We start from the raw sequence: 17,790 nt of genomic DNA, 5'->3' as shown, positions 1-17,790 counted from the left end.
GCCATGACTGAGAAGAACGCCACCAGCCTGTTGCCCGCTGCCGACACTGTCGACACCGCTCCGGTGGTGATCGCCGGACTGATCGGCGGATTCGCCGCCGCTCGTGTGACCAAGGTGCGCGCTCTGGGCGGTGTGGTCCTCGGTGCTGCCGGTGTGTACGCCGGGCGCACCTGGGCCGCCAAACGCGGGGCCGGGACCACCGCCGCACTGTCGGCGGTGTATCTGCTCGGCTTCGGCCTCTCGCACCCGCTGGCCAAGAAGATCGGCGCGTGGCCTGCCGTGCTGACCGTGACCGGGGTGGCTTCCGGTGCCGCATGGGCACTGTCTGACCGTCCGCATGCCTGAGGAGGCTGAGCCCCGCGAAGTCGGGGTGGGGCCGTGGGAAGGACCGTGGCCCGAAGGGGACCACTGGGATCCTGAGCTGTTGCGCGAGGGAGACCGGCGCAACGTCCTTGATCACTACCGGTACTGGTCACTCGACGCGATCGTGGCCGATCTGGACACGCGACGCCATGGTTTGCACGTGGCGATCGAGAACTGGCAGCACGACATGAACATCGGCACCGTCGTGCGTGCGGCGAATGCTTTCAACGCCGCGGGGGTGCACATCATCGGTCGCCGCCGCTGGAACCGGCGCGGGGCCATGGTCACCGACCGGTATATGCACGTGCACCACCACGCGACTGTGGCGGACTTCCTGCGCTGGGCCAAGGCCGAGAACCTACCCGTGCTGGGCGTGGACCTGTTCCCGGACTCGGTGCCGATCGAAACCTATTCCTTCCCAGAGCGGTGCGTGCTGGTTTTCGGCCAGGAGGGTCCGGGGCTTTCAGAGGAGATTCACCAGGGTGCGGTGGCTACATTGTCGATTGCCCAGTTCGGCTCCACTCGATCGATTAATGCCGGGGTCGCTGCCGGCATTGCGATGCATTCCTGGGTTCGACAGCACGCCGAGATCCCCGGAGGTCCCTAGCCCCTCAGTTGAAGATCGCCATATACAGATTGAGCGTGCTGGCGTAGGTCACCCACAGCAGATAGGGGAGGAGTAGCACCGCGGCGAGGGTGCGTACGTTCCAGAAACTGCGGATCGTCATCACCAGACCGACCAGCAGGGCGACGATGATCGCGAACGAGAGCCACAGGGCGGCGGCACCCAGAAGGGGATAGCCGCCGAAGAAAGTGGGGCTCCATACCGCGTTGAGTGCCAGCTGAATGATGAACCAGGCCAGCGCGGTGCGGCGTCCCGACGACGCCGGGCGAAGCCAGACGAGCCAGGTTGCGAAACCCATGGTCAGGTACAGCGCCGTCCAGACGGGACCGAACACCGCGTTCGGCGGCGTCCAGGGGGCCTGATTGGCCGAGGCGTACCAGCCGTCGACCTGGTCTGCGGTGAGCAGGCTGCCGACGAAGCCCACCAGCAGCGGAACCAGCAGGAATACGATCAACATCGTGACCGTCAGTGCTGGATGCCGGTGCTGGGAGCTGTGCGATGTGGCGTCAGTATTGCCGGCAACGGTCTCCATAACTTCATCGCATCACGGACCGCGGCCTTGAGCCACCTTTCAGCGTCGGATCATCAGAACTGCCAGCAGTGATTCGACGAGGATTTCCCAGCGAACTGACGGTTCAAGAAGGTCAGCATCGGAACGAACGACCCCGCATATCCACCAAGATGAGTCGGCATGAGCGAATGATGGAAAGTGACCTCAGTTCCCGCAGAGCACCAGCGTCCCGCTAGTTCTCGTCCTGTGCGGTAGGGGATTACGTCGTCGGTCAGGGAATGGTTGATCAGCGTCGGCACCGCCGGAGCCGCGTCGATGCCCAGCTTCTGGGCGTTCAGAATCTCGTCGAAGGGTGCGCGCTGGGCGACCTCGGTGAAGGACGCACCATCCTGTGTCAGTGTCGTCGAATCCACGGGGGTGCTGGAGAAGAGTGCGTGCAGGGTGCACTTGGACGCGATCTCATCGAAAAGCTGCTCGCCGTCTTCGTTCAGGATGCTGCTGCGATCAATGCCGTATCGATCGCTGAATCCCTCCAGTGCGAACACGAGGAAGGGGTAGTAGATAGAGTTGTCGATCTTCGCCGCGACCTGGTGAAGATCAGCCGGGGGTGCTCCAACCACGGCAGCCGTCAAAGGCAGCTCCGGAGCGTAGTCGTCGGCCAGCTCCGAGGCGGCACCCGCGCCGCCACCGCCCTGGGAGTATCCGACCACGGCAACGGGAGACTCGGCGTCGATGGTGTCAATGCCCGCCTGCGTGGCGGCGCGCGCCGCGTCGAGCACAGCGTGTCCCTGGTCGAGACGGTTCATGTACGTGTGAACGCCTGCGGTGCCGAGACCGATGTAGTCGGTGACGACCACGTTGTAGCCGGCCAGCAGCAAGGCGTTGACCGCGGCGGACTCGTAGTTGGTCCCTGATTCGCCCTGAACGCTGGGGGCACACTGATTGGCTGCGCCCTGGGTGCCGACGGCGTACGTGACGAGCGGGCGCGGGCCCTCTCCCTGCCAGCTGCTCTTGGATTCGAGCACGGTGCCGGTGACGCCGACCAGCTCGCCGTGGGAGGTGGTGGACGAGTACATGATGCGTGTGGCGGACGAACCCAGCCGGACGGCGCGAGTCGGGCCCAGGAAGAAGTCGGCGTCTTCCTGGCGAATCAGCTCGCCGGGTGAGGCGGGCAGGGTCTCCGGCTGCGCATAGAACGCGGACGGCAGGGCGTCAGGGCCATCGGTGTCGAGCATCTGAGGTGCTGGCTGGGCCGGTGCTGCGGCGTCCGGCTGAGGAGCCGTGGCATCCTGGGGCGCCTCTGTGTCGGAGACAACCTCATCCGCTTGTGCGGTGGGCAGCGCGGTGGCGATCAGCGCGAAGGCTGCCGCCGTTCCGGCCAGTGTGCGCCAGCGGGCGCGTCTGTTCGTGCGGGCAGAGTGCTGGATGTGTGGGGGCATCAGGGAACCTCTTCTCCGGCGTAGATGTGACGCAGCTCACGACACAATGTCCCCGACGCTACCGACAAGTCACGTTCGCGTCTACCTGCGTCGTTCGGTATCGGGTATCTGGATCTGGCGTCGCGGACACCGGAGCGGTCTACATTGAGGGCTCCTCTGGATAGACTGACAAGGAATCGTCGACGATCTGATCAAGGAGACCTCCATGCCTATCGCTTCCCCGGACAAGTACGCAGAGATGATCGATTCCGCCAAGAACGGCGGTTATGCGTATCCGGCGGTGAATGTCACCAGCTCCCAGACCCTCAACGCGGCGATCCGTGGTTTCGCCGAGGCCGGTTCGGACGGCATCATCCAGGCCTCCACCGGTGGCGCGCAGTACTTCTCCGGTTCGTCTGTGAAGGACATGGTCATCGGCTCACTGGCCATGGTGGCCTTCGCCCGCGAAGTGGCCAAGAGTTACGACGTCAACATTGCCCTGCACACCGACCACTGCCCCAAGGATAAGCTCGACGGCTTCGTCATGCCGTTGCTTGAGGCCTCCGCGGCCGAGGTCAAGGCTGGCCGCGACCCGTTCTTCAACTCGCACATGTGGGATGGTTCGGCCGAGACGCTGGAAGAGAACCTGCGCATCGGCCAGGATCTGCTGGCCCGCACCCGTGACAACCACCAGATTCTCGAAGTCGAGATCGGCGTGGTCGGCGGCGAAGAAGACGGAGTGGCCAACGAAATCAACGACAAGCTCTACACCTCGGTGGCGGACGGCATGGCCACGGTGGAGGCCCTCGGTTCCGGCGAAAACGGCCGCTACCTGACCGCGCTGACCTTCGGCAACGTGCACGGCGTCTACAAGCCCGGCAACGTGAAGCTGCGCCCGGAGATCCTCGACGAGATCCAGCGCGAGGTCGGTGCCAAGCTGGGCAAGGATCGCCCCTTCGACCTGGTCTTCCACGGCGGCTCCGGCTCCACCGAGCAGGAAATCGCCGACGCCGTCTCCTACGGTGTGATCAAGATGAACATCGACACCGATACCCAGTACGCCTTCACCCGTCCGGTGGTGGCGCACATGTTTACCCACTACGACGGTGTGCTGAAGGTCGACGGCGAAGTCGGCAACAAGAAACTCTACGATCCGCGCACCTGGGGTGCCAAGGCCGAAGAGTCTATGGCTGCACGCATCGTCGAGGCGTGCCAGAACCTGGGCTCGGCCGGCAAGAGCATCAAGTAAGTAGGTGGATCGACGATGGGCATGATTCCTTGGTTTGCCTGGATCGCCATTGTGGCGATCATCGTCTGGGGTATCACGATGGTGGTCGGAACGCTGACCGGCCGTGATCTACCGGGAAGCGGTTCCTCCGAAGAGCTGGAGAAGCTGAAGAAGCGCGTCAAGAAACTGGAATCCCAGGTCGGTTCCGGAGCGATCGAGGCTGGTGCTGGTGGGGACGATAACGTCCGTGCCGAGCTGGAGGCCCGGCTCGAACGTCTCGAGATCCGTGCGCAGAAGCGCGACGACCAGGCGCAGAAGCATGACGACTGGCTGCGCCGTGCCGAGGAGCTCTCTGCCGAGACCAAGAAACAGGATCCTGACGTCCGCTGAACATTGCGCTGAAATAATAGATTCTCGAGGTCGGGGGCTCGTCACGGGCTCTCGACCTCGCTGTTTATCTTGGATTTTGCGCCAACGAGGGTATCCGCTGGTGTGGTACGGATTATCAGCGGAAAAATAATTGTGTGACGCACGCCATAATTCGGTGTATGCTGATCATCAATCCGCCACATCGCTGCTGGAGAGATCCCTGCTGTTGAGCAGGGGCGCCGAAGGAGCAATTGCCCGAAAAACTCTCAGGCACCCGGACAGTAGCGACCGTGCGGACTCTGGAGAGCAGGCGCGTTGAACGCGTCTCACCGACGGGGCAAGCGGCCCATCCTCAGCCGCCAATCTCTCAGGTTAGCAACAGAGGGGCTCGCAACGTTCTTGTTCATATTCTCCGAACACGGAAGAGCCTCCCATGACCCTTGCCACGAACGCCGATTCGACGAATGTGCTGGCGCTGGCCAATACGCCCTTGCTGTGGGTGCTGGCCTTCGGCGTCTTCGCCGTGATCATCGTCCAGACCCTGATCTACGTGCGCGCCGCACGCAAAGTCGCCCCCGAGGTCGGGATGTCCTCGGCCGATCTGCGCACCTCCTTCCGCACCGGCGCGATCACCTCGATCGGCCCCTCCCTGGCAGTAGCGCTGGTCGCGGTCGCCCTGCTGGCCATCTTCGGCACCCCGGCCACCCTGATGCGCATCGGCCTCATCGGCTCCGTCTCCTTTGAGACCGGTGCCGCCGCCATTGCGGCCGGCACCATGGGCGCGGAGCTCGGCGGGCCGACCTACACCCAGGAAGTGTTCGCCGTCGCGTTCACTGCCATGAGCCTCGGCGGGGCCATGTGGATTCTGAGCACCCTGATCCTCACCCCGATCCTCAAGCGCGGCGACAGCAAGATGCGCCAGGTCAGCCCGCTGGTGATGACCATTATCCCGGGAGCGGCGCTGCTGGGCGCCTTCTTCAGCCTCGGATTCGCGGAGCTGCCCAAGTCGGGCACGCACGTGATCGCCTTCATCACCTCTGCTCTGGTGGTGGGTATCTGCCTGTTCCTCTCTGCCCGCCTGCATCGGCGCTGGATCCGCGAATGGTCCCTCGGCTTCGCCATCATCGCCGGTTTGGCCATGGCCTACACCAGCACCCAGCTCCAGTGGTTCCCCGCGGCCTGAGCCCGCCGGCTCCCTGAACTTCTCAAGGATGATTCCCCATGACACTCTCCGCTGAACAGTCCAGCCCCGCGCTGGCCACCTTCGATCGCACCACCGCCCGCTGGGGCCGGATCACGATGATCATCGGGCTGATGGTCTCGCTGTCGGCTCCGCTGTACCTGGTGTTCTTCGCCGGACTCGATCTCAACACCACCCGCATTCTCACCGCGTTCCTCGCGGTGGCCGCGGTGTTCGGTGTGCTGTGGATCGTGGAGCCGCTGACCTACTTTCCGATCCTGGGCCAGTCCGCCATGTACCAGGTGTTCATGATCGGCAACATCTCCAACAAGCTGCTGCCCGCAGCGATGATGGCGCAGACCACCGTGGGCGCGAAAGCCGGCACTCGGCGAGGTGAGCTCGCCGCGCTGATGGCGATCAGCGGCGCCGTCGTCGTGCACTTGCTCTCGCTGTTGATTTTCGTGGGCATTCTGGGCACCTGGGTGGTCAGCATCATCCCGACCGACGTCATCGGCGTCATCCAGTCGTTCATCGTGCCGTCGGTGCTCGGCGGGGTGCTGATCCAGGCGATCGTTTCGCAGAAGGCGCCACGCACCACCGTGATCGCCTTTGCGCTGGCCACCGTGATGACCTTTGTGATTATCCCGATGTTCCCAGCGATGGCGTTCTATGGGACCTTTATCGTGGTCTTTGCCACCGCCGCGCTGGCCTGGTTCCTGCGGAACCGTTCCGCGGGGGCAGACACGGCCGCCGCTGAGAACGACAATGATGCTGACACCGATTCCCGCCATGCCGACCAGGAGGTTACCGAACGATGAGCCGTCTTCCCGACATTGATTCCGCACTGATTGGCCAGATGCATGAGCTCTACCGTGAGCTCCATGCCGCACCCGAACTCTCCATGCAGGAGCACAACACGGCGGCGCGTATCGAGGGGATCCTCGACGAGCTCGACATCGAGCATTTCCGCTCCGGCGGCACCGGGGTGGTGGGAATCCTGCGCAACGGGGGAGGCCCGGTGATTGGTTTCCGTGCCGACACCGATGGGTTGCCGATCGCCGAGGAGACCGGCGTCGAGTACGCCTCGACGGCGCGGGGTACGCTCGATGACGGCACCGAGGTGCCGGTGATGCACGGCTGCGGCCACGACACCCACATCGCCACCGCGGTGACCGCAGTGCGGGTGCTCGCCGCTCAACGCGACGCCTGGTCGGGCACCCTGGTGATCATCTTCCAGCCCGGCGAAGAAACCGCAGCCGGCGCCAAGGCCATGGTGGAGGACGGGCTCTGGGACAAGGCCCCTCGGCCTGAAGTGATGTACGGCCAGCACGTGATGCCCGGTCTGGCAGGAACCATCACCTACTCCGTGGGGGACGCCATGTCGCAGGCGGACTCCTGGAAGGTGACCCTGCGCGGCAAAGGCTCCCACGGCTCGCAACCCCAGGACTCCATTGACCCTATCGTCCTCGGGGCGCACATCATCACGCGGTTGCAGGGGGTAGTGTCCCGCGAGGTGGACCCGCGGGCGTCCGCCGTCGTCACCGTGGGGACGTTCCACGCGGGACTGAAGGAGAACATCATCCCAGCCACCGCCGAGTTCTCGCTGAACGTGCGCACCCTCGACCCCGAGGTGCGCGACACGGTGCTGGGGGCGATTCGGCGGATCATCGTGGGAGAAGCCGCGGTGTCGGGAGCGCCGGAACCGATCATCGAAGAGATCTCGGCCTTCCCGCGCAACTACAACGACCCGGAGGAGACCGAACAGGTGATGGCCGCACTGCGGTCCGAGCTGGGTGAGGATGCCGTCACCGAGGTGGCACCGCTGATGGGGTCCGAGGACTTTGGTGCTCTGGCCCAGGCCATCGAGGTGCCCAGCGTGTTCTGGATGTTCGGCGGGCACAGTCAGGACACCCTGAACGCCCCCGACGTGCCGGTGAACCACTCGCCGTTCTTCGCCCCGGAGATCGAGCCCACGCTGACCACCGGAACCCGCGCCGCGCTCGCGGCCATCCTGTCCAAACTGGGGAAGTGATGACAGAACCTCTCGTCGTCATCGTGGTCTATGTGCCCCACCATGACTCCGACGCCGTGCGCCGTGTGCTCGATGAGGCCGGCGCAGGGCGCATCGGTGACTACCGCGGATGCTCCTGGTCCACCTCGGGCACCGGCCGGTTCACGCCCCTGGCCGGTGCCCAGCCGACCATCGGTGCCGTGGGGGAGCCAGAGCAAGTGGCGGAAGACCGAATCGAAGTGGTTGCACCGCGCAGCCGCGCCCGCCAGATCGTCGAGGCTATGTTGGCCGGACACCCCTATGAGGAGCCGGCGTACCACGTGATCCCGGTGCTCACCCTCGACCAGCTCTGAGAAACATGGCAAGGGTTTTGACACGTCTGGTCGACCTGAGAAAATTTCCGCGGATCTTTTACATGTCCGTCTCGCGAGGGCGTCCGGGTTTATCCTGGCCGGAGGTTCGGAATCAGTAGTGGTTCCGGCCGATGCCGAATGCAGAGAGGACCCCATGTCACTGAGCACGATCGAGTCACGCGCGCTGCGTGGTCTCGCGCTGACCGCCGTCGCCGTTTTCGCCCTCGCGGGCTGCAGCTCGGGGATCGAGGAGGACCCCTCGGCGGTGATGGAACCAACGGCCGAGGGGACGGCGTCGGCGGGAAGTTCCTCCGCGTCCAACGGGCCTGCTGCTGATGCGGACCCGCATGCCGTCATTGAGCTGATGGGGGAGTCTCTGCAACAGCCCGCCGTGCAAGCCTGCCTGGACGAGATGTGGGGTGAGGACCTGTTGACCTTCTCCGCCCAGCACCTGAACACGACGAGCACCAGCGACATGGGGCCGGTGCAACTGCGGCCCGCCGAGCCGGAGATTTCCGGGGCCCAGGGATTCGGCTGCTCGTTCACCACCGGGGTGAATCCGGCCGAGATTCGCTCGGGCAGCACCCAGGTGTACACCGCCGACGATCCGGCCACGCCCCTCGCGGAATGCGAGGCACCCGTGGCGGCCGGCGAGGCTGTGCGCGAGGGGGAAGAGGGCATCAGCGAGTACGTGAACTCCGGTGCCCTGGGTGAAGGAAAATCGCTGGTCACCCACACCTACATCACCTGCTCCGAAGATGCGACCTCCATGGTGGTGCAGACCTTCGGCTACGAAGCCAGCGACGCCGACGCCGAACCTCCCTATGACGCGCAAGAGCTCGACGGTCTGATCACCGCGCTCGCCGAAGACACGTCGGCCGATGGGGAACGTCGGGACGCCTGGCGCGACATCACCCTGTCCGAAGAGGGCCAGTAAGGTCTGCGCCGATAGACTGGCTGGTAGATCCGCACCCTGAAAACCCGTGAATACCAAGGAGCCTTGATGTCGATCATCGGCAAGAATCTGATGGAGCCTGAACCGCCCCTGCTGCCCGAAGAGCCCGAGGTGCTGGCGCGACGATGAGAAAGTGGGGCAGTTCGCTGTCTCCGCCCACCGGGGAGAGCGGCGACGACTTCGTGGAAGTCAACACCTTCGCCTGGTTCGCGGTTGCCAGCTCTGTGGTCTATCAGACCCTGAGTTTCCGTCCAAAAGGCGGTGGGGTAGACGATGCGCCGGTCGACCTGGACCGGGTAGCCGAGCTGACGCCAAGCCTGGCTAAAACCCATGCTTGGAGGTTGGAACGCAGAGGTCGAGGTCGGTTATCGTTACGCTTCCCGGAAAATCAGACTGCCTATTCCGCTGTGTAGCTCCGCAGGTAGGCGATTTCTTTTTCGTCGAGCCTTCGTGGTCTCTGAGTCTCGCGATCGAGCGTCACGAGAACGGTTCGAGCGATGAATGCTACTTTTCCATCTTGCTCGCCACGGTAGCGCAGGGTGAACGATGTGTTGCCGATCTTCTCCGTGCAGATATAGATGGTGAGGTCATCCACTCCGGAGACGGGTCTTTTGTATTGGACCTCTAGCGAGACGACGACTTTCGGTACGTTGAAGGAAGTGAGCCCTTTGGTAGCAGCTTCCTTGTTGAGCCAGAAGATCCGTGATTCTTCGATGGCGGTGACGATCTTCGCGTTGTTGACGTGCCCATTGATGTCTTGGTCGGACCATCGAAGTGGGACGTTAGCTTTGAATTCCTGAGCTGTCACTATTACCGGTTTCGTCTCGTTTAGGGGAATGACGTGTCTATTGGATGGTCTGATTGCTGAACAGACCCTGCTGGTCAAGGTGTTCCAACACGGATCTCATCGAAATCTTCTCGTGCTCATACATTGCGGCATAGGCCTCTGCTGGGTTCCTATCGCGAATTGCAGAGAGTATCCGTTCGTGCTGCTCGAGCAACATTGGGGTTAGTCCATGAATCGTGGCATAGAAGCGTTTCGGAACGTACTTCAAGATACTCAGTAGGATCCAGGCTAGCTTGGAAGAATTGGCTGCCCGATTGATCACACGGTGAAACTCGTCGTTCGTGCGCTCGACTTCGGCGGGATCAGATTGTTCGGCCGCTTCTTTCATTCGATCATGTACCGACTCGAGCTCGGTGATATCTTCCGTGGACATTGCGCTCGCAGCTCGTTCGGAAAGACGACCGGCGACCTGCGCCAGCAACGTGTAGAGGTCCTCGAAGTCCGTGTAATTCAGTGGCGTTACCAGAAAACCGCGCCGTTCTGCGTGGCGAACGAAACCTTCCACACTGAGGGCCATGAAGGCCTCGCGCACCGGGGTTACGCTCACGCCGAGATCTTTGGCAACCTCGTCGAGACGCAAGAATTCCCCAGGTGAGAAGTTCCCCGCCAAGATTTCAGCGCGGATATGTTCTGCAATGTGGTTACTGAGTTGCTTTTTCTGAAAGGAAGCGGTGTTTCCACTGAGTAAGGCCATGGCGCCTGTCACTTTCTGTCAACGGAGAACTAGCCTGCAATATTAAATATACAGAGTACCTCACGCGCCCCGTTCGGGGTTCGGTCGACCCCCCGTTGGAACAGGAGCTCATCTGATGAACTCTCCTGTCGATCTTGTCTAAATATATCATATATGCCAGCATGGTGTGAGCTGGCATACGCTGGCGATCCTTCTTCGATGATCAGACTGGATGGGTTAGACATGAATCTTCTTGACGGTAAAGCGGCTGTTGTAACTGGAGCTGCACAGGGAATTGGTCGAGCGATGGCGCAAGTTTTCGCGGAGAACCGCGCCTCGGTCGTTATTTCAGACATCAACGCGGATGCAGCCGAAGCTGCTGCCACCGAGCTTCGTGCTGAAGGTCATGAAGCTATTGCCATCGCCGCTGACGTAACGAAGGAAGCTGACATCGAGAACCTCGTGAAGAGTGTTCAAAGTAAGTATGGATCTTTGGATGTCATGGTCAACAACGCGGGGATCACCCGCGACGCGACCATGCGCAAAATGACTGCGGATGCGTTCGACCAAGTTATTCAAGTGCACTTGCGCGGTTGCTGGCTTGGCACGCGCGCAGCTGCATCGATCATGCGAGAGCAAGGTAGCGGGTCGATCGTGAACCTGTCGTCGATCTCAGGCAAAGTCGGAAACATTGGGCAAACGAACTATGCCGCCGCAAAGGCAGGAATCGTAGGTCTGACAAAGTCGGCGGCCAAGGAAGTCGGATTCAGAGGTGTCCGTGTCAACGCGATCCAGCCGGGGCTGATTAAGACGGCGATGACGGCGGCAATGCCGGCAGATATTTTCGCTGAGCGAGAGAAGGACATCCCGTTGGGCCGCGCGGGTGATCCTCGTGACGTCGCCAATGCCGCTCTATTCTTGGCCTCAGATCTGGCTGCATATGTGACTGGAATTGTTGTGGAGGTTTCTGGTGGCCGCAACATTTGATTTGGACGGCTGGGCTGAGAAGGCTGAAGCAAAAGCCTCGGAACTCCGAGATGTGCAGACGCACCTGTGGCCCCCGCATATACCTCGAGAAGTTCCTGGAGAACTCAACGGCCGGACTTTCATCGAGATTTTTCAGGCGAACGTGGAATCCGCGCCGGACCGAACGGCGATTAACTTCTATGGGACCGAGATTACCTATCGCCAGCTGGATGATTGGAGTGATTCCTTCGCAGGATGGCTCATTTCAATAGGGGCGACAGCGGGTGACAGGATTGGGGTCTTTCTGCCCAACTGCCCGCAGTTCATTGTGCTGATGCTTGGCACCCTCAAAGCGGGAATGGTCCATGTTCCGATCAATCCCATGTTCAAGCGTGGCGAGCTCGAATTCGAATCGAATGACGCTGGTCTCTCGGTCCTCATTTGCGCGGATTATCTTTATGAACTTGTTGAGGCCGCAGAACTCAACACAGTCCGGGCCCGCCGGTTTATTGACGTGTCCTCATTGGTACCAGAAACACCAACAGTTCGGGTTCCAACGTTCTTGAGCCGCGACTTCACAGGGAAAGACGACGACGCCTGGCAAGAATTAACTCAGGGGGAGCCGATATCCTCCGGCGCAACGGACCCGGAGGCAATTGCCGCTCTTAACTACACAGGCGGAACGACAGGTGTTCCGAAGGGCTGCATGCATACCCAAGCCAACATGGTAGTGGCCGCGCATAATTGTGCACTTGCGTGGGGCATAAGCGGAGCAGAGTCGGTATCTGACGAAGTCGTAGTCGCCTTCACTCCGATTTTCTGGATCTCGGGTGAGAACAACGGCATTCTGGCTCCCTTGTATGCGGGGGCAACGATAGTCCTAATGGCCCGGTGGGACGCGCCAGCTGTGCTCGAAGCAATCGAGACGTTCAAGGTAACGGCAATGAGCGGTGTTGTTGAGAGTTACCTCGAGCTACTTTCTTTGGCCGGCAGTCCGCAACGGCAACTCGGGAGTCTTCGCCATCTCAGAGCAATGTCGTTCACCAGAAAACTCTCCATCGACATTCGTCGCCAGTGGGAAGACGCTACAGGTGGGGGAAGCATACTACGGGAGTCAAGCTTCGGGATGACCGAATCCCATACTTCCAATACTTTTACGACAGGATTGGAGGACAACGACTTCGATCTGCTCAACGAGCCAGTCTTCGTCGGACTTCCCATGCCGGGAACCGATTTTCTGATCGTTGATTCTAAGGATCGGGACCTCGTCGACCAAGGTGAGGTCGGTGAAATTGTCTTGCGTTCACCGTCAAATTTCCTCGGGTACTGGCAGAAATCTAAAGAGACAGAACAGACGCTCGTAGACGGATGGATCTTTACCGGCGACATCGGAAAATTATCCGCTAACGGTACTTTGCACTATCTGGGACGGCAAAAGGAAATGCTCAAAGTCAACGGTATGAGCGTTTTCCCCTCAGAGGTGGAAGTCCTTATGGGGAGGCATCCAGAGGTGAAAGCCGTCGCGGTGGTCGGAGCACAAGACGAATCCACCGGTCAGTCGGTGCACGCTTTCGTGGAAATGAAACCAGAATCAACTGTCGATGCCGAAGCTCTGGAAACTTGGGCTAAAGAGCATATGGCTGTTTATAAGGTTCCGTCCGTCCATTTGATGTCGGAAATGCCCAGAACAGCGACAGGAAAAATACTCAAGAAAGACTTGCCTGACGTGTCGACGACCGGTGGGCTATAAGGAGCATGCAAATGACGACGCAAACGAAGTTAGGTTGGGACGACCTGGTCGCAGGACAAGCTCTGGGTTCTTACCAATTAGCGCAGAGCCAAGCTGATGTTGAAGAGTTCCAAGACGTTGTGGACCCTCGCGGTGACATTTACGACGAATCTGGCTGGGCAAATTTGGCATACGACACTCTGCACGCGGTGAAGCAGTTTGTTGATCTGCCACAAGGAACGGTTCACAGTAAAGAAGCAGTAGCCTTTCATCACCCTATCGATCCAAGCACTGAGTGTTTAGTTGACGTGGCCGTCGCAGACCGTTTCACTAGACGCGGTCGACCTGGGTTCGTAATCGAGAACCGCATCACCTCGGGTGAGGAGCATTGTATGACGGTGTACAAGACCTTTGTGCTACCTGGTACCTCTGAAGAATCGGACACGCAGGGTAATCGCGCATTCGATTTCGGCCTCTTCGATATGGATCTTGGCGAGCCGGACATGCCTGGGATTGCTCTGGAATCCTACGAAATACCCATCAACCAGAATTTGATCGACAGATTTGGGAAGGTCACAGCAACCGACGGACCAATCCATAGCGATCCAGCGGTGGCTACACCGATTTATGGTGGCACTTTGCTCCAAGCGATGTACATTTTCGAGATTGCAACGCAAGCCATGAGCCGCTTGTCTTCCGTTTCCCGCTGGTCGGTATCGGGCAAGATTGCAGCAAAGATCGTGGGCAGCACCATCAGCGGTGAATCGGTGACGGTTGCAGCGCGTGTTCACGAAGTGGTGATCAACGAAGCGGCACGGGCTATGTGCTCAATTACGGCGACGACAAACAACGGAAAGACTGTGTTTCTGGCTCGCGCTGATGCGCCATTGGAAGCTATCCGACTGATAAAGGACGTACGGCCATGACACCCTCACAGACTTCAGCGGCTGAAGTTAACATCGAGAATATTCGTAGCATCCAAGGGATTGAGTATGGGCCGAGTGAGCCGGTCCAGATGTCTCAGAGTAGGATCGATCTCTTCGCGGAAGCAACAGGCGACCTCCAATGGATTCACATCGACCCGGTGCGAGCCGCGGACAGCGTGTTCGGTTCAACGATTGCGCACGGATTCCTGGTCCTGTCGCTCATCGCCACATTCAATCAGCAACTGGTCACTATCAGCGGCGCGGCGAGCCGACTGAACTATGGATTGAACAAGGTTAGATTTCCCTCAACCGCTCCGGTGAACTCGATTTTGCGCGGATACACCACACTGAGTAGTGCCGAATCAGTTCGAGCAGGTACACAGCTGGTGTTTGAACTGAAGGTCGTTGCCGAAGGCGTTGAAAAGCCGGTGTGCGTCGCCGAATTCATCTCACTTGTACCCGGCATACATCTCAGTGACGAAGCATAAGGCGGCAAGAAATGACTCGAATTCTCGACAATGATGCAGTGATCGTGGCAACGGCTCGGTCGCCGATCGGACGTGCGCGTAAAGGTTCACTTAAGTTGATGCGTGGTGACGATCTCGCTGCTCAAATGGTTCGAGCAGCCCTGGATCGAGTGCCTCAACTGGATGTCACTGACATTGATGACATGATGATGGGATGTGGGCAGGCAGGTGGTGAAGCAGGGTACAACATCGGGAGAATCGTCGCCGTCCTGCTCGGATTGGACCACCTCTCAGCAACCACAGTCCAGCGCTATTGTGCATCTTCATTGCAGACCACGCGCATGGCTTTCCACGCCATCAGAGCAGGAGAAGGGGATGCGTTCATCTCTGCTGGCGTGGAAACAGTCTCCCGGTTCGATAAAGGAACACCGGACGCCTGGCCGGACACGAAGAATCCAAAGTTTGGTGATGCTATTGAACGCACCAAACACCAAGCAGAAGAAAATTCACCCTGGTCCGATCCGCGTCTGAGAGAAAAATTCCCGGATCCGTATATTTCCATGGGGAATACAGCTGAGAACGTAGCTCAGCTTCTTCAGATTTCTCGTCGGGAGCAGGACGAGTGGGCGGTCCTAAGTCAAAACCGTGCTGAAGCAGCGGTCAAGAGTGGATTTTTCGAGCGGGAGATCACGCCTGTCACTCTCCCCGACGGTCAGACGGTCACTGCTGATGACGGACCGCGATTCGGTACAACTTACGAAGCCGTGAGCCAACTGCAACCTGTCTTTCGCCCGAACGGGACAGTGACAGCAGCGAACGCCTGTCCATTGAACGATGGGGCCGCTGCGCTGATCATTGTGAGCGGAAAGAAGGCTCGTGATCTTAGTCTGACGCCACTCGCTAGAGTTGTCTCAACAGGGATCTCAGCGCTGTCCCCGGAAATCATGGGGTTAGGCCCAGTTGAAGCGTCGCAGCAAGCACTTGAGCGCGCCTCGCTCTCTATGGGAGATATCGACTTAGTGGAGTTGAACGAGGCTTTCGCATCGCAAGTCATTGGTTGTGCGAGACAACTTGATATTCCAGCAGAAAAGTTGAATGCACATGGAGGCGCGATCGCGGTCGGACATCCTTATGGAATGACTGGGGCAAGGATCACGACAACCCTGCTGAACGGTCTTCGCCACACGGACGGACAATTTGGTCTTGAAACCATGTGCACCGCTGGTGGGCAAGGGATGGCAATGGTTTTGGAACGCCTCAACTGAGCGTCGAGAGCCCGGAAGATCTTGCTGCCGCGCTGCCGATAAAACCAGTCAGAATCATATATAAAATGTTGTGACACTTTAGGTTGGGGGGCGTGGTAACAAAGAAGGGCTCGCGCGCCCGATCGGAGTGCTGTCTAATATCGCCGTGAAATGCCTCGTTGTATGCGCCAAGTCGGCCTGTACGCAAGGCATCTTGTGGGTTCTGGCCTTGGGCCTGATTGAGCTCGCCCCACTTTGTGCACTCCCACGGCGCCCCTAGAACGCTTGCTGATTTTGAGAAGTTTTGTCAGGGTCTTCCATGTTTGCAAATTTCATATATCATGTATTCATAGCGTCGTGACTTACGTCACAGGCACGACTTGGATCCTAAGAGAAGGAAATCACATGAGTTTCAGAAGAAAAGCCCCTACATCGTTTGCCATCATTGCAGCTACGGGACTTGTCCTGACCGGCTGTTCATCAGACGGTGGTGGGAGAGAAGACTTCCCCAGCGACACCATCGAGTTGATTGTGCCCTTCTCAGCTGGCGGCGCAAGCGACGTGCAGGCCCGTGCTTTTGCACAGGCGTATGAAGAGGCAAATGATGCCACGGTATTGGTTGTGAATCGGCCTGGTGGTGGCAGTTCAATCGGTGCAATGGAAGCCTCCAACGCTCGCCCGGACGGGTACACATTGTTCCACTCAACGGCTTCGACCTTTATCTCCTTACCCTTGATGGAGGAGGTCGGTTATCAGGCTGACGACTTCCGCTCGATCATCAGTTATGGGGACTTGCCGACGATTGTGGTTGCAGCGGCGGATACCGGCTGGGAATCGCTCGACGACGTTCCGACAGACGAGGAGATGTCGATCGCCACCACCTCGCCAGGCAACGTGTTGCACCTGACCGTCTCGAACTTTGTTGACGAAGCAGGAGGAACAAGCCGCTATCTGCCTTTCGACTCTTCTAACGAAACGATTCAGGCCGTTGTGAACGGTAATGCTGACTTGGCTGGAGCAGATCCAGGTTTGGTTCTTCCTCGCGTTGACTCGGGTGAGCTCGTTCCGCTGGCGGTGGCTTCGACGGAGCGTCTTGAAGTGTTGCCGGATGTGCCTACATTCGAGGAAGCTGGCTTTGAGCGATCGCATGATCGCTACTCACGTAGCGCCATCTCAGTGCCGTCGGAGACGCCGGACGAAGTCATTGACATTTTGAAGGAAGGTGCCGCCGAAGCGTTCGCGACGGATACTTGGCAAAGCTACGTCGAATCTAGCCATATCCAGTCTCCGGGTTACGAAGCAGAGGCGTTTCTCGATGAGTTCGTGCCGGACGAGACAGCTTGGACCTTAGAGTCCTTTGAAGCCGCCGGCGTTAGCGCTAAGTAAGGGTGAACCGCACAGCGCGGATTCAAGGAAAAGGAAGGAGTGCGAAGTTGGAACAAGAAGTAGAACTTAATGGACGTCCGGTACTTCGAAATACCTACGCCCATCTCATCGCTACCGCCGTGATTGCTGCACTCTTTGTTGTCACATTACTGGTTGGGTTTGATCTGGGCGTTGGCAACTTCAGTGCACCAGGCTCTGGACTATGGCCGGTCCTCGCTTCTTCTGGGGGGCTGTTAGTCTCGATCATTCTCTTGGTGATGACGGTTCTAGGGCTGAATAAAGTGGCTCCCTCGAGCTTGCTGTTCTCCGATGTTTCGTGGTTTCGGGTAGGCATATTTGTATGCAGTATGCTTGCCTTCCTTGCCCTCTATCCGATGGTTGGATTTGTTTTCGCGGCCATTCCTGTCGCTTTTCTACTCCTTAAGCACGCCGGGCAGGCGCCGTGGATCTCATCCATCGTGACGGCAGTCATCGCGCCGCTAGCGCTTTACTACATATTTTCGGAAATCCTCAATGTGCGGATTTGAGAACTTGAAGCT

20 protein-coding genes and 1 riboswitch are annotated in these 17,790 nt (G+C 59.4%); of the genes, 16 read left to right on the top strand and 4 right to left on the bottom strand.

The window, feature by feature from the left end; all coding sequences use genetic code 11:
* The first annotated feature begins 3 nt into the window (after nucleotides 1-3).
* Both O1A05_RS02040 and O1A05_RS02035 read left to right on the top strand, forming a co-directional pair.
* Nucleotides 4-345, top strand: coding sequence for a hypothetical protein (locus tag O1A05_RS02040; protein WP_270106438.1), 342 nt, complete (start codon nucleotides 4-6; stop codon nucleotides 343-345).
* Nucleotides 338-970: a TrmH family RNA methyltransferase gene (locus O1A05_RS02035; protein WP_270106437.1), complete on the top strand. Its 633-nt coding sequence runs from the start codon at nucleotides 338-340 to the stop codon at nucleotides 968-970. The genes O1A05_RS02040 and O1A05_RS02035 overlap by 8 nt, the downstream gene beginning before the upstream one ends.
* Before the next feature lie 4 nt (nucleotides 971-974).
* Here O1A05_RS02035 and O1A05_RS02030 read toward each other — a convergent pair whose 3' ends face one another.
* Nucleotides 975-1,520 carry a TspO/MBR family protein gene (locus O1A05_RS02030; RefSeq protein WP_270106436.1) on the bottom strand — a complete coding sequence of 182 codons (546 nt, stop codon included), beginning with the start codon at nucleotides 1,518-1,520 and terminating at the stop codon, nucleotides 975-977.
* Between the two features lie 53 nt (nucleotides 1,521-1,573).
* A complete protein-coding gene (locus tag O1A05_RS02025; RefSeq protein WP_270106435.1) occupies nucleotides 1,574-2,938 on the bottom strand; it encodes an alpha/beta fold hydrolase in 1,365 nt (454 codons plus the stop codon).
* Between the two features lie 205 nt (nucleotides 2,939-3,143).
* Between O1A05_RS02025 and fbaA the strand changes: the two genes are divergently transcribed.
* From fbaA to O1A05_RS01990, 7 genes are all read left to right on the top strand, one after another.
* Complete coding sequence (gene fbaA, locus O1A05_RS02020) at nucleotides 3,144-4,166, top strand: class II fructose-bisphosphate aldolase (protein WP_270106434.1); 1,023 nt, start codon at nucleotides 3,144-3,146, stop codon at nucleotides 4,164-4,166.
* A gap of 15 nt (nucleotides 4,167-4,181) precedes the next feature.
* A complete protein-coding gene (locus O1A05_RS02015; RefSeq protein ID WP_270106433.1) occupies nucleotides 4,182-4,535 on the top strand; it encodes a hypothetical protein in 354 nt (117 codons plus the stop codon).
* Between the two features lie 177 nt (nucleotides 4,536-4,712).
* A riboswitch (glycine riboswitch) is annotated at nucleotides 4,713-4,806 on the top strand.
* A 141-nt stretch (nucleotides 4,807-4,947) separates the two neighbouring features.
* Nucleotides 4,948-5,697 (top strand): DUF5058 family protein, encoded by a 750-nt coding sequence (locus O1A05_RS02010; protein ID WP_270106432.1) that lies wholly within the window; start codon nucleotides 4,948-4,950, stop codon nucleotides 5,695-5,697.
* A gap of 38 nt (nucleotides 5,698-5,735) precedes the next feature.
* Complete coding sequence (locus O1A05_RS02005) at nucleotides 5,736-6,512, top strand: hypothetical protein (protein ID WP_270106431.1); 777 nt, start codon at nucleotides 5,736-5,738, stop codon at nucleotides 6,510-6,512.
* On the top strand, nucleotides 6,509-7,726 hold the full coding sequence (locus O1A05_RS02000; protein WP_270106430.1) for an amidohydrolase: 1,218 nt from the start codon (nucleotides 6,509-6,511) through the stop codon (nucleotides 7,724-7,726). The genes O1A05_RS02005 and O1A05_RS02000 overlap by 4 nt, the downstream gene beginning before the upstream one ends.
* Nucleotides 7,726-8,058 (top strand): hypothetical protein, encoded by a 333-nt coding sequence (locus tag O1A05_RS01995; RefSeq protein WP_270107477.1) that lies wholly within the window; start codon nucleotides 7,726-7,728, stop codon nucleotides 8,056-8,058. The genes O1A05_RS02000 and O1A05_RS01995 overlap by 1 nt, the downstream gene beginning before the upstream one ends.
* Before the next feature lie 154 nt (nucleotides 8,059-8,212).
* Complete coding sequence (locus tag O1A05_RS01990; protein WP_270106429.1) at nucleotides 8,213-8,995, top strand: hypothetical protein; 783 nt, start codon at nucleotides 8,213-8,215, stop codon at nucleotides 8,993-8,995.
* Nucleotides 8,996-9,410: 415 nt separating this feature from the next.
* On the opposite strand, the gene O1A05_RS01985 is transcribed toward O1A05_RS01990, so the two are convergent.
* Nucleotides 9,411-9,821, bottom strand: a complete 411-nt coding sequence (locus O1A05_RS01985; protein ID WP_270106428.1) for an acyl-CoA thioesterase — start codon at nucleotides 9,819-9,821, stop codon at nucleotides 9,411-9,413.
* Nucleotides 9,822-9,858: 37 nt separating this feature from the next.
* A complete protein-coding gene (locus O1A05_RS01980; RefSeq protein ID WP_270106427.1) occupies nucleotides 9,859-10,554 on the bottom strand; it encodes a GntR family transcriptional regulator in 696 nt (231 codons plus the stop codon).
* A 198-nt stretch (nucleotides 10,555-10,752) separates the two neighbouring features.
* On the opposite strand from O1A05_RS01980, the gene fabG reads away from it, so the two are divergent.
* The 7 genes from fabG to O1A05_RS01945 all read left to right on the top strand — a co-directional run bounded on the left by fabG (nucleotide 10,753) and on the right by O1A05_RS01945 (nucleotide 17,778).
* Entirely contained in the window at nucleotides 10,753-11,520 is a 768-nt protein-coding gene (gene fabG, locus O1A05_RS01975) for a 3-oxoacyl-ACP reductase FabG (protein ID WP_270106426.1), read from the top strand.
* Nucleotides 11,504-13,249: an AMP-binding protein gene (locus O1A05_RS01970; protein WP_270106425.1), complete on the top strand. Its 1,746-nt coding sequence runs from the start codon at nucleotides 11,504-11,506 to the stop codon at nucleotides 13,247-13,249. Before fabG ends, O1A05_RS01970 begins: the two co-directional genes overlap by 17 nt.
* 11 nt (nucleotides 13,250-13,260) lie before the next feature.
* Nucleotides 13,261-14,154 carry a hypothetical protein gene (locus O1A05_RS01965; protein ID WP_270106424.1) on the top strand — a complete coding sequence of 298 codons (894 nt, stop codon included), beginning with the start codon at nucleotides 13,261-13,263 and terminating at the stop codon, nucleotides 14,152-14,154.
* A complete protein-coding gene (locus O1A05_RS01960; RefSeq protein WP_270106423.1) occupies nucleotides 14,151-14,642 on the top strand; it encodes a MaoC family dehydratase in 492 nt (163 codons plus the stop codon). Before O1A05_RS01965 ends, O1A05_RS01960 begins: the two co-directional genes overlap by 4 nt.
* Nucleotides 14,643-14,653: 11 nt before the next feature.
* The gene (locus O1A05_RS01955) at nucleotides 14,654-15,886 is read left to right on the top strand and encodes an acetyl-CoA C-acetyltransferase (RefSeq protein WP_270106422.1); all 1,233 of its coding nucleotides are present in this window, start codon (nucleotides 14,654-14,656) and stop codon (nucleotides 15,884-15,886) included.
* A 384-nt stretch (nucleotides 15,887-16,270) separates the two neighbouring features.
* The gene (locus tag O1A05_RS01950) at nucleotides 16,271-17,251 is read left to right on the top strand and encodes a tripartite tricarboxylate transporter substrate binding protein (protein ID WP_270106421.1); all 981 of its coding nucleotides are present in this window, start codon (nucleotides 16,271-16,273) and stop codon (nucleotides 17,249-17,251) included.
* A 47-nt stretch (nucleotides 17,252-17,298) separates the two neighbouring features.
* On the top strand, nucleotides 17,299-17,778 hold the full coding sequence (locus tag O1A05_RS01945) for a tripartite tricarboxylate transporter TctB family protein (protein ID WP_270106420.1): 480 nt from the start codon (nucleotides 17,299-17,301) through the stop codon (nucleotides 17,776-17,778).
* The last annotated feature ends 12 nt before the right edge of the window (nucleotides 17,779-17,790 follow it).

Origin of the sequence: Citricoccus sp. NR2, from assembly GCF_027594385.1 — a bacterium.
In the GTDB taxonomy this organism is placed as follows: domain Bacteria; phylum Actinomycetota; class Actinomycetes; order Actinomycetales; family Micrococcaceae; genus CmP2.
Note: the sequence above shows the minus strand (reverse complement) of the source record. Positions and strands in the feature narration are given on the sequence as shown.

Bases quoted from the DNA above. Each gene is read 5' to 3' on its own strand.
- O1A05_RS02040 (WP_270106438.1), top strand. From the start codon at position 4: ATGACTGAGAAGAACGCCACCAGCCTGTTGCCCGCTGCCGACACTGTC.
- O1A05_RS02035 (WP_270106437.1), top strand. From the start codon at position 338: ATGCCTGAGGAGGCTGAGCCCCGCGAAGTCGGGGTGGGGCCGTGGGAA.
- O1A05_RS02030 (WP_270106436.1), bottom strand. From the start codon at position 1,520: ATGGAGACCGTTGCCGGCAATACTGACGCCACATCGCACAGCTCCCAG.
- O1A05_RS02025 (WP_270106435.1), bottom strand. From the start codon at position 2,938: ATGCCCCCACACATCCAGCACTCTGCCCGCACGAACAGACGCGCCCGC.
- fbaA (WP_270106434.1), top strand. From the start codon at position 3,144: ATGCCTATCGCTTCCCCGGACAAGTACGCAGAGATGATCGATTCCGCC.
- O1A05_RS02015 (WP_270106433.1), top strand. From the start codon at position 4,182: ATGGGCATGATTCCTTGGTTTGCCTGGATCGCCATTGTGGCGATCATC.
- O1A05_RS02010 (WP_270106432.1), top strand. From the start codon at position 4,948: ATGACCCTTGCCACGAACGCCGATTCGACGAATGTGCTGGCGCTGGCC.
- O1A05_RS02005 (WP_270106431.1), top strand. From the start codon at position 5,736: ATGACACTCTCCGCTGAACAGTCCAGCCCCGCGCTGGCCACCTTCGAT.
- O1A05_RS02000 (WP_270106430.1), top strand. From the start codon at position 6,509: ATGAGCCGTCTTCCCGACATTGATTCCGCACTGATTGGCCAGATGCAT.
- O1A05_RS01995 (WP_270107477.1), top strand. From the start codon at position 7,726: ATGACAGAACCTCTCGTCGTCATCGTGGTCTATGTGCCCCACCATGAC.
- O1A05_RS01990 (WP_270106429.1), top strand. From the start codon at position 8,213: ATGTCACTGAGCACGATCGAGTCACGCGCGCTGCGTGGTCTCGCGCTG.
- O1A05_RS01980 (WP_270106427.1), bottom strand. From the start codon at position 10,554: ATGGCCTTACTCAGTGGAAACACCGCTTCCTTTCAGAAAAAGCAACTC.
- fabG (WP_270106426.1), top strand. From the start codon at position 10,753: ATGATCAGACTGGATGGGTTAGACATGAATCTTCTTGACGGTAAAGCG.
- O1A05_RS01965 (WP_270106424.1), top strand. From the start codon at position 13,261: ATGACGACGCAAACGAAGTTAGGTTGGGACGACCTGGTCGCAGGACAA.
- O1A05_RS01960 (WP_270106423.1), top strand. From the start codon at position 14,151: ATGACACCCTCACAGACTTCAGCGGCTGAAGTTAACATCGAGAATATT.
- O1A05_RS01955 (WP_270106422.1), top strand. From the start codon at position 14,654: ATGACTCGAATTCTCGACAATGATGCAGTGATCGTGGCAACGGCTCGG.
- O1A05_RS01950 (WP_270106421.1), top strand. From the start codon at position 16,271: ATGAGTTTCAGAAGAAAAGCCCCTACATCGTTTGCCATCATTGCAGCT.